Origin of the sequence: Bacillus cereus group sp. N12, assembly GCF_016483575.1 — a bacterium.
Lineage (GTDB): Bacteria > Bacillota > Bacilli > Bacillales > Bacillaceae_G > Bacillus_A > Bacillus_A toyonensis.
Map to the genome: position 1 here is coordinate 1 of NZ_JAEHBO010000129.1, position 8,712 is coordinate 8,712.

Genomic DNA, 8,712 nt, shown 5'->3' on the forward strand with positions numbered 1-8,712 from the left:
TCGAGCTCCGATAGAATATCGAATCTCGATGGCTGCTTAGTCTTTTTAATACTGTCTACTTGACAGGGATAAGACCAGTATCAGGGCTTTTTTCTCTCTTAGTATAGAGACATATATTGATCGCGTTCCCATTGGTGAACTTGTGTGCGGAAGATATCCCACTCAATCTCTTTTGCTTCGATGAAGTGCTCAAGTAAATGTTCTCCTAGTGCACTGCATACTACTTCATTAGATTGTAATGTAACTAACGCTTGCGCTAATGTTGCTGGTAAGTCAACGATACCTGCTTCTTCGCGCTCTTCTTTTGTCATTACATAGATGTTACGGTCTACTGCAGCTGGTGGAGTTAATTTATTTTTAATTCCGTCAAGACCTGCAGCTAATAATGTAGCCATTACTAAATATGGGTTTGCAGCTGGGTCAACACTACGTACTTCTACGCGTGTACTAATACCACGAGATGCAGGGATACGTACTAATGGGCTACGGTTTTGTGCAGACCATGCTACGTAACAAGGAGCTTCATATCCAGGTACTAAACGTTTGTAAGAGTTTACAGTTGGGTTTGCTACCGCTGTAAATGCTGGTGCATGTTTTAAAATACCTGCGATAAAGTGACGAGCATCATCACTTAATTGTAAATCACCGTTTTGATCGAAGAATACGTTCTCACCATTTTTAAATAGTGATAAGTTACAGTGCATACCTGAACCGTTCACACCGTATAATGGTTTTGGCATAAATGTTGCATGTAAACCATGTTTACGAGCAATTGTTTTTACAACAAGTTTGAATGTTTGAATGTCATCACATGAGCGAATTGCATTTGCATATTTAAAGTCAATTTCGTGTTGACCTGGTGCAACTTCATGGTGAGACGCTTCAATTTCAAAGCCCATTTCTTCAAGCTCAAGAACGATATCACGACGACAGTTTTCCCCTAGATCCATCGGCGCAAGGTCGAAGTATCCACCGTTATCGTTTAATTCTAATGTTGGATTTCCTTTTTCATCAACTTTGAATAGGAAGAATTCTGGCTCTGGTCCAAGATTGAAATCTGAGAATCCTAAAGCTTCCATTTCTTTTAATACACGTTTTAAATTGTTACGTGGATCTCCGTCAAATGGAGCACCATCTGCAGTATAAATATCACAGATTAAACGAGCTACTTTACCTTTTTCAGCTGTCCAAGGGAAAATTACCCAAGTATCTAAATCCGGATATAAATACATATCAGATTCTTCAATACGTACGAAACCTTCAATAGAAGATCCATCAAACATCATTTTGTTATCAAGAGCTTTTGTTAATTGGCTCACTGGAATTTCTACGTTTTTAATTACTCCTAAAAGGTCCGTAAATTGCAGACGGATATACTTTACATTCTCTTCTTTCGCCAAACGGAAAATATCTTCTTTTGTGTACCTAGCCATTATAAATTCCTCCTTAGTCCCTCTAAACACCTTCAGAATCAGTTATCTTTAGTGAAAAAACCTTGAAATGTCACCTTGTCGCAATGAAGTTCGGTTAAATCTACCTGTATGTTGTAGTTCATCTCGAAGTATTTTGCGAAGCTCCGTTTTTGAAATTTCTTTCGTTTCTTCTTTTACTTTCACTGCTTCTGTTTGATTTTCTTTCATTAGTAACACTTGCTTAATACCAGCCATATTTAAGCCTTGATCTAATAAATCTTTAATCTCTAACAACTTATCTACATCGTTAAATGAAAATAATCTACGATTCCCCTTTGTACGGGTTGGAGAAACAAGATTATGCTCTTCATAGTAGCGAATTTGACGTGCAGACAATTGTGTTAAATCCATAACAATACCAATAGGAAACAGCGGGGCAGAACGTCTATCTTCTTTCATAGTTTCAGTTCCTCCTTCGCCTTAACTGCTTCTCATTTTATATTATGTTATGTTTAGTGTCAATAGATGTTAGCTTTTCTTACATGATTTTTTTTAGGTTTTTTTCATTCTTTTTTCTAATGGCACAAATCATTACTTTTACACGAAAAAAGCTGCCGAAATCGACAGCTTCCCTTTAAGAAATTGTTAATAATTTTTTTTCAATTAACGCATCAATCGCAGAACAAATTGCAATCTTCACATGAGAATACGTTAATCCACCCTGTACATAAGCAACGTAAGGTGGACGAATTGGGCCATCAGCCGACAATTCAATACTTGCACCTTGAATAAACGTTCCTGCAGCCATAATTACATCATCTTCATAACCCGGCATATAGTTTGCGTACGGAGTGAAATGAGAATTAATCGGAGATGCATATTGAATCGCTTGACAAAAGGCAATCATACGATCTTTATCATCGAATTGAACAGATTGAATTAAGTCCGTTCTTGGCGCATTCCACGCTGGTGACGTGTTCATTCCTAACTTTTCTAAAAATGCCGCTGTAAAGATTGCACCTTTTAGTGCTTGTCCCGCTACATGCGGCGCTAAGAAGAACCCTTGGTACATTTCTTGTAAACTGTATAAAGATGCCCCTGCTTCAGCACCAATCCCTGGAGATGTTAAACGATATGCACATGCTTCAACATATTGTTCTTTCCCAACAATGTAACCACCAGTTTTAACGATTCCACCGCCTGGGTTTTTAATAAGCGAGCCCGCCATTAAATCTGCACCTACATGGCACGGCTCTTGTTCTTCAATAAACTCGCCATAACAGTTGTCAACAAATACAACTATATCAGTTTTAATTTCCTTAACAAACGAAATCATCTCTTTAATTTGAGAAATAGTAAACGACGGACGAGTAGCATATCCCTTTGAGCGCTGAATACCAATCATCTTCGTATTACTATGAATCGCAGCCGCAACAGCTTCAAAGTCCACAAGCCCCTCTTCCGTTAACGAAACTGCGTTATAACCGATATTATATTCTTTAAATGACCCTACACCTTTTCCGCGTACACCAACGATTTCCTCTAACGTATCATACGGTTTCCCCGTTATGTACAGTAGCTCATCTCCCGGACGTAAAATACCAAATAAAGCTGTTGAAATCGCATGAGTCCCCGAAATAATTTGCGGACGAACAAGACCCGCTTCCGCTCCAAATACATCAGCATACACTTTTTCTAATGTGTCACGACCAATATCGTCATATCCATAGCCAGTCGTTGGAATAAAATGCGAGTCACTAATTTTATGTTTACGAAAACTTTCTAATACACGAAATTGATTACTTTCAATCACTTCATCTGCACGTTTATGCACTTCTGTAATTTGACTTTCTACTTCTTTTACAATAGGAGCCATTTTTTCTCCATTTTTTAAACGATCAAACATTATCATTTTCTCCTTCTTCCACTAAAAATCTCTTTAACTGCCCATTATATGGCGAATAGGCAAATATATATCCTGTACAATTATATACAAATTTATCTTCCAGAAATTCCATCTTTGTTAATAGAGTTTCCGTCTTTAATAACGTTAACAACTTACCTTCACTCGGAGGAATCTCCACTTGATATGGATCCATTTCTTCCTTCATTTTCGTTTCTATCGCTTCTTTTATATGTAATAAATCGCTTTCTTCAAAAGCACTTGTCATTAAGAAGTCGCTTTTCGGAAACGGAATAAAATTTTGATGTAATGCATCTTTTTTATTGTATAACGTAATAATCGGAATATGATTAATTTCAAGTTCTGACAATAACTTCTTTACCGTTTTCTCATGCCCTACATAGTTTGGATCTGCAGAATCAACAACATGTAAAATAACATCTGCTTCACCAGCTTCTTCTAGTGTTGAACGAAAAGCTGCAATTAACGACGTAGGTAAATCTTGTATAAAACCAACCGTATCAGTTAGCAACACTGTATAACCAGAAGGTAACGGCATCTTCCTTGTTGTCGGATCTAACGTTGCAAACAATAAGTTTTCTTCAAACGTATCCGCTTCCGTTAATCTATTAAATAGCGTCGATTTCCCTGCATTTGTATATCCTATTAATGAAACTTGAAATACTTTATTGTCTTTTCTTCTCTCACGGTATCTTTTTCGATGTTCCACAACAACCGCAAGTTGTTTCTTTATTTCATCAATACGCGATCGAATATGACGACGATCCGTCTCAAGTTTCGTCTCACCCGGCCCTCTTGTTCCAATACCACCACCAAGACGTGATAAAGACAAACCTTGCCCCATTAGACGCGGCATTGTATATTGCAACTGCGCTAACTCCACTTGAAGCTTACCCTCTCTCGACTTCGCACGTTGCGCAAAAATATCTAATATGAGTTGCGTTCGATCGATTACTCTTGCATCTAATACTGAGGATAAATTCCGAATTTGACTCGGCGTTAACTCGTTATTAAATACAATAACATCCGGCTCTAATTCTTCCGTTAACATTGTAAGCTCTTCTAATTTACCTTTACCTATATAAGTCACTGGATGAAACTTCGGTCGTTTTTGCGTTGTTGACACTAACACTTTCGCTCGCGCAGTCTTTGCTAACGATGCAAGTTCTTTCATGGAATGCATAAACTGTTCATCGTCATCTTGCTGTAATTGACAGCCTACTAATATGACTTTTTCTTTTTCTTCCATCAAATATGTTCACTCATCCTTTTCGAAATTTAAACCTTCTAATATAATAGCAGAGGAAGCACATTTCATCTAGTTAGCGGGGGAGAAAATTCATGGCATGGGAGATTTTTAGCATCATAGGCACAATCGCATTCGCACTAAGCGGAGCCATTGTTGCAATGGAAGAGGATTATGACATTTTCGGGGTGTATATTTTAGGAATGGCAACCGCATTTGGAGGAGGTGCCCTTCGTAATTTACTAATCGGTTATCCGATTGTCGCGTTTTGGCAACAAGACATGTTATTCCAAATCGCACTTTTATCAATGACAATTATTTTTCTTTTTCCAAATAAATTAATTAGACATTGGAAAAAATGGGAAAACATCACTGACGCTATCGGCTTATCAGCATTCGCCGTACAAGGGGCATTATATGCTCAAAAACTAAATTTACCCATTAGCGCTACAATCGTAGCAGCTGTTTTAACCGGTATTGGTGGCGGTATTATTCGCGATCTTTTAGCCCGTAGAAAACCTCTCGTCCTTCGAGCTGAAGTATATGCTTTTTGGACGATTCTAGCAGGCTTCTTAATTGGGGCTCAAATTATTGTTAGTGATTGGGCTCTTTACACCTTATTCATTTTAATTGTTTGCTTCCGCATGCTTTCTATTCATTACAAATGGCATTTACCGCATCGACGTATCGACACAAACGAACGTTCAATGCATAAATAGCAATTCTAACCTCTTTACATATCGTAAAGAGGTTTTTCTTTTCTAACGATTTTTTCTTTACTTAATGTTTATACTAATTTTTAAAGTGAGGTGAATACAAATGACAAACCACGTTAATAAAGGAGCTCAAAAAAGCTCAGTAAACCAATTTGGGCACGATTCTAATTCAGCACACGAAAAGAGCGCTAAAATGGAACGCTTCCATAAATCTCACCAAGAAAAAGAAAAAAAAGAATAAAAAGAATAAACGAACATATGCACAAAAAAACAGACGCACAGTTTATGTACTGTGCGTCTCCTCTTCCAACATTAAATCAACACTTGATATTCCAATTAAATCATACTTATCATACGTATCTTCTCGCAACAACCGCATAGCCTGTGTACGAATCGATTTTTCAACAATATTCCGCACGTATCGCCCATTACTAAACGATGTAATTTGCGACGAATACTTTACAGCATGTAAATGATCTCTAAATTTCCATTCCGCTTCCTTTGATAACTGGTATTCACGCTCTTCATACATTCTCTTCCCAATTTCCAACAACTGGTTTACCGAATAATCCGCAAACTCAATAATAAACGGAAAACGAGATTGCAGTCCTGGATTTAATGAAAGGAAGTGATTCATCTCTCTTGAATACCCAGCCAAAATCAATACAAAACCATGTTGTTTATCCTCCATATGCTTTACGAGCGTATCAATTGCTTCCTTCCCAAAATCCTTCTCTCCACCTCGAGCTAAAGAATACGCCTCATCAATAAACAAAATACCTCCCATTGCTTTTTTTATTAAATCTCTTGTTTTTTGAGCCGTATGGCCAATGTATTCTCCTACAAGATCAGCACGTTCCGCTTCAACTAAATGCCCTTTTGATAGAATATTCATCTCAAACAACAATTTACCTATCATTCTAGCAACAGTTGTCTTTCCTGTACCTGGATTCCCTTTAAACAACATATGGAGTACTTGCTTCTCAGATTTCAATCCCATTTCTTGTCTTTTTTTATTTACATAAATCCAAGCATATATTTCTTTTATTATCTTTTTTATATCATCCATCCCAACGAGTTTCCCCATCTCTTCTTCAATTCTTTGCAGCATCTCATGTTTAATTGTAGTTTCATTTGAAATTTCCGTTTTATTTTCTGATGCTGGTAAAGAAATTTTCTTTCGATGGTTTAACACAATATTAATTTGATTATTATTTTTCTTTCGCATCGATTGTTCCATACAATCACCTCATTTTATCCCGCAATTTGCAGGCAGTAAGACTCCCACCTCAAAATTCAGCAAATGCGAGGAAGTTAGGCAGGGGATAGCTGCCCGTAAATGCCCGATTGTTGTGGGCTGATAATCAACGGAGGATGAACACCCCCCCACTGATTAAAGTTTCACTTTATCCACTCAACACATATTATTATTCCCGTCCTTCTTACAAATGCCTATTTTCAGAAAAGTTTGCTATAATATAAGAAATAATTAAGGTGGTGGAACTATGGAGACAACGGAATTCCATGATACAATACAAGCCTTTTCTATTTTTTTATTGAATAAAGGCCGAAAAACCTCAACCATTAAACGTTATGTTTATGACATTGAAGATTTCGGACATTGGTTAGAAAAAAACAAAAAGCTCCCTTCCAGTAATATATGGGCTACACTTTGTACAAAAGACTACGAAGATTACTTTTCTGACTTAAAAACGAATCGACACTACTCAGAAAAGACGATGCATCGTGTATTTATTGTACTAAATAGAATGAATCATTTCCTAAACATCCCTAATCCATTAAAGAATATGGAAATTTCTATTCAACCAGATCGCGCACTACGAAATGAAGATTTTATTTCATCTAATGAAGAAAAAAAATTAAAGCGTATCGTCACTTCATTGGAAGGACTATCAGAAAAACAACGTCCTGTACGACCTTTATTGATGGATCGTAATATCACTATTTTAAACCTATTAATTGACTACGGTTTATCCCTACAAGAGCTTACAGCACTAACTATGTATCACGTTCACTTTGAAACTAATACATTATCTATCCCAGCAACCGCAGGAGTAGAAAGAACGATTACATTAACAAAAGAAGACAAAAAGCAATTATACACATACTACAAAAGCATCCCTGAACCCGTTCGTCCAAAATACCATAGTAATGACCCACTGTTTGTCGCATTCGATTTTAATCGTGGAACATACAGATGGGTATACGAAAATGATTCACCGAAGGGATTAACAGAAATCGCTATCCAAAAAATGATTCGCCTTGAAGTAGCTAGAGCTAATTTACGCAAAGGAATCTCAGGACAACACTTTCGTAACACCTATATTTTAAACTTAATAAAAAAAGAAACGCCGGAATCAGAAATTATAAAACTAGCTGGATTCAAATCAAAAGTTTCACTAAAACGATATTATAAATACGCAGAAAATAGAAAAAACGCCTTATTGTAAGGCGTTTTTTCTATTTTTTCTTTAAACAAACGATTTTATTATGACCATTTAACTAATTTTTGCATCTACTATGATGAGTTTCATTCACATTCTCATTAGAAAGGAGCGATTTAATGTCTCGTTATGACGACAGTCAAAACAAATACTCCAAACCATGCTTTCCAAGTAGTGCCGGACGAATCTCAAACACACCATCCATCCCAATTTCTAAAGCACAAATTAGAACATTTCGAGCGATTATTAACGATTTAATTAAAATAATTCCAAAACTTTTCGCCAATCCATCTCCTAAAAACATCGAAGATTTAATTGATACATTAAACCTACTAAGTAAGTTCATCTGTTCGCTAGACGCTACTTCCTCCCTGAAAGCGCAAGGATTAGCTATTATAAAAAACTTAATAACTATATTAAGAAATCCAACCTTCGTAGCAAGTGCTGTATTTGTTGAACTCCAAATTTTAATTAATTATTTACTTTACATTACAAAGTTATTCCGGATCGATCATTGTACACTCCAAGAACTCCTTAAATTAATTGCAGAGTTACAAACTACTCTAGTTAATTCAGCTTCGTTCGGCAGAGGGCCTACTGGACCTACTGGACCTCGAGGTAACACGGGCGCTACTGGTGCTACTGGGCCTACTGGACCTCGAGGTAACACGGGCGCTACCGGTGCTACTGGGCCTACTGGACCTCGAGGTAACACGGGCGCTACCGGTGCTACTGGACCTACTGGACCTCGAGGTAACACGGGCGCTACCGGCGCTACTGGACCTACTGGACCTCGAGGTAACACGGGCGCTACCGGTGCTACTGGACCTCAAGGTGTTCAAGGTAACACAGGTGCTACCGGTGCCACTGGCGCTACTGGACCTCAAGGTGTTCAAGGTAACACAGGTGCTACCGGTGCCACTGGCGCTACTGGACCTCAAGGTGTTCA

General features: G+C 37.6%; 9 protein-coding genes. 4 read left to right on the forward strand and 5 right to left on the reverse strand.

Translation table 11 applies throughout. The features are described from left to right. Positions 1-98: 98 nt before the first annotated feature. The 4 genes from glnA to hflX form a co-directional block, all read right to left on the reverse strand. Positions 99-1,433 (reverse strand): type I glutamate--ammonia ligase, encoded by a 1,335-nt coding sequence (gene glnA, locus JDS92_RS28600; protein WP_000135333.1) that lies wholly within the window; start codon positions 1,431-1,433, stop codon positions 99-101. A 48-nt stretch (positions 1,434-1,481) separates the two neighbouring features. After that, positions 1,482-1,871: a transcriptional repressor GlnR gene (gene glnR / locus JDS92_RS28605; protein ID WP_000656783.1), complete on the reverse strand. Its 390-nt coding sequence runs from the start codon at positions 1,869-1,871 to the stop codon at positions 1,482-1,484. Positions 1,872-2,046: 175 nt separating this feature from the next. Beyond that, complete coding sequence (locus JDS92_RS28610; RefSeq protein ID WP_199632940.1) at positions 2,047-3,318, reverse strand: methionine gamma-lyase family protein; 1,272 nt, start codon at positions 3,316-3,318, stop codon at positions 2,047-2,049. Then, positions 3,311-4,585 carry a GTPase HflX gene (gene hflX, locus JDS92_RS28615; RefSeq protein WP_199632943.1) on the reverse strand — a complete coding sequence of 425 codons (1,275 nt, stop codon included), beginning with the start codon at positions 4,583-4,585 and terminating at the stop codon, positions 3,311-3,313. Before hflX ends, JDS92_RS28610 begins: the two co-directional genes overlap by 8 nt. 92 nt (positions 4,586-4,677) lie before the next feature. Here hflX and JDS92_RS28620 point away from each other — a divergent pair, with 92 nt between their 5' ends. Together JDS92_RS28620 and JDS92_RS28625 are read left to right on the forward strand one after the other, a co-directional pair. Then, a complete protein-coding gene (locus tag JDS92_RS28620; protein ID WP_000312269.1) occupies positions 4,678-5,301 on the forward strand; it encodes a trimeric intracellular cation channel family protein in 624 nt (207 codons plus the stop codon). Positions 5,302-5,401: 100 nt separating this feature from the next. Next, the gene (locus JDS92_RS28625) at positions 5,402-5,539 is read left to right on the forward strand and encodes a hypothetical protein (RefSeq protein ID WP_000181509.1); all 138 of its coding nucleotides are present in this window, start codon (positions 5,402-5,404) and stop codon (positions 5,537-5,539) included. Between the two features lie 42 nt (positions 5,540-5,581). Here JDS92_RS28625 and spoVK read toward each other — a convergent pair whose 3' ends face one another. Beyond that, positions 5,582-6,538 (reverse strand): stage V sporulation protein K, encoded by a 957-nt coding sequence (gene spoVK / locus JDS92_RS28630; RefSeq protein ID WP_199632941.1) that lies wholly within the window; start codon positions 6,536-6,538, stop codon positions 5,582-5,584. Between the two features lie 265 nt (positions 6,539-6,803). On the opposite strand from spoVK, the gene JDS92_RS28635 reads away from it, so the two are divergent. Together JDS92_RS28635 and JDS92_RS28640 are read left to right on the forward strand one after the other, a co-directional pair. Beyond that, complete coding sequence (locus tag JDS92_RS28635; protein WP_000450334.1) at positions 6,804-7,769, forward strand: tyrosine-type recombinase/integrase; 966 nt, start codon at positions 6,804-6,806, stop codon at positions 7,767-7,769. Positions 7,770-7,882: 113 nt separating this feature from the next. Continuing rightward, a partial coding sequence (locus JDS92_RS28640; RefSeq protein WP_199632942.1) for a collagen-like repeat preface domain-containing protein occupies positions 7,883-8,712 on the forward strand: 830 nt, incomplete at its 3' end.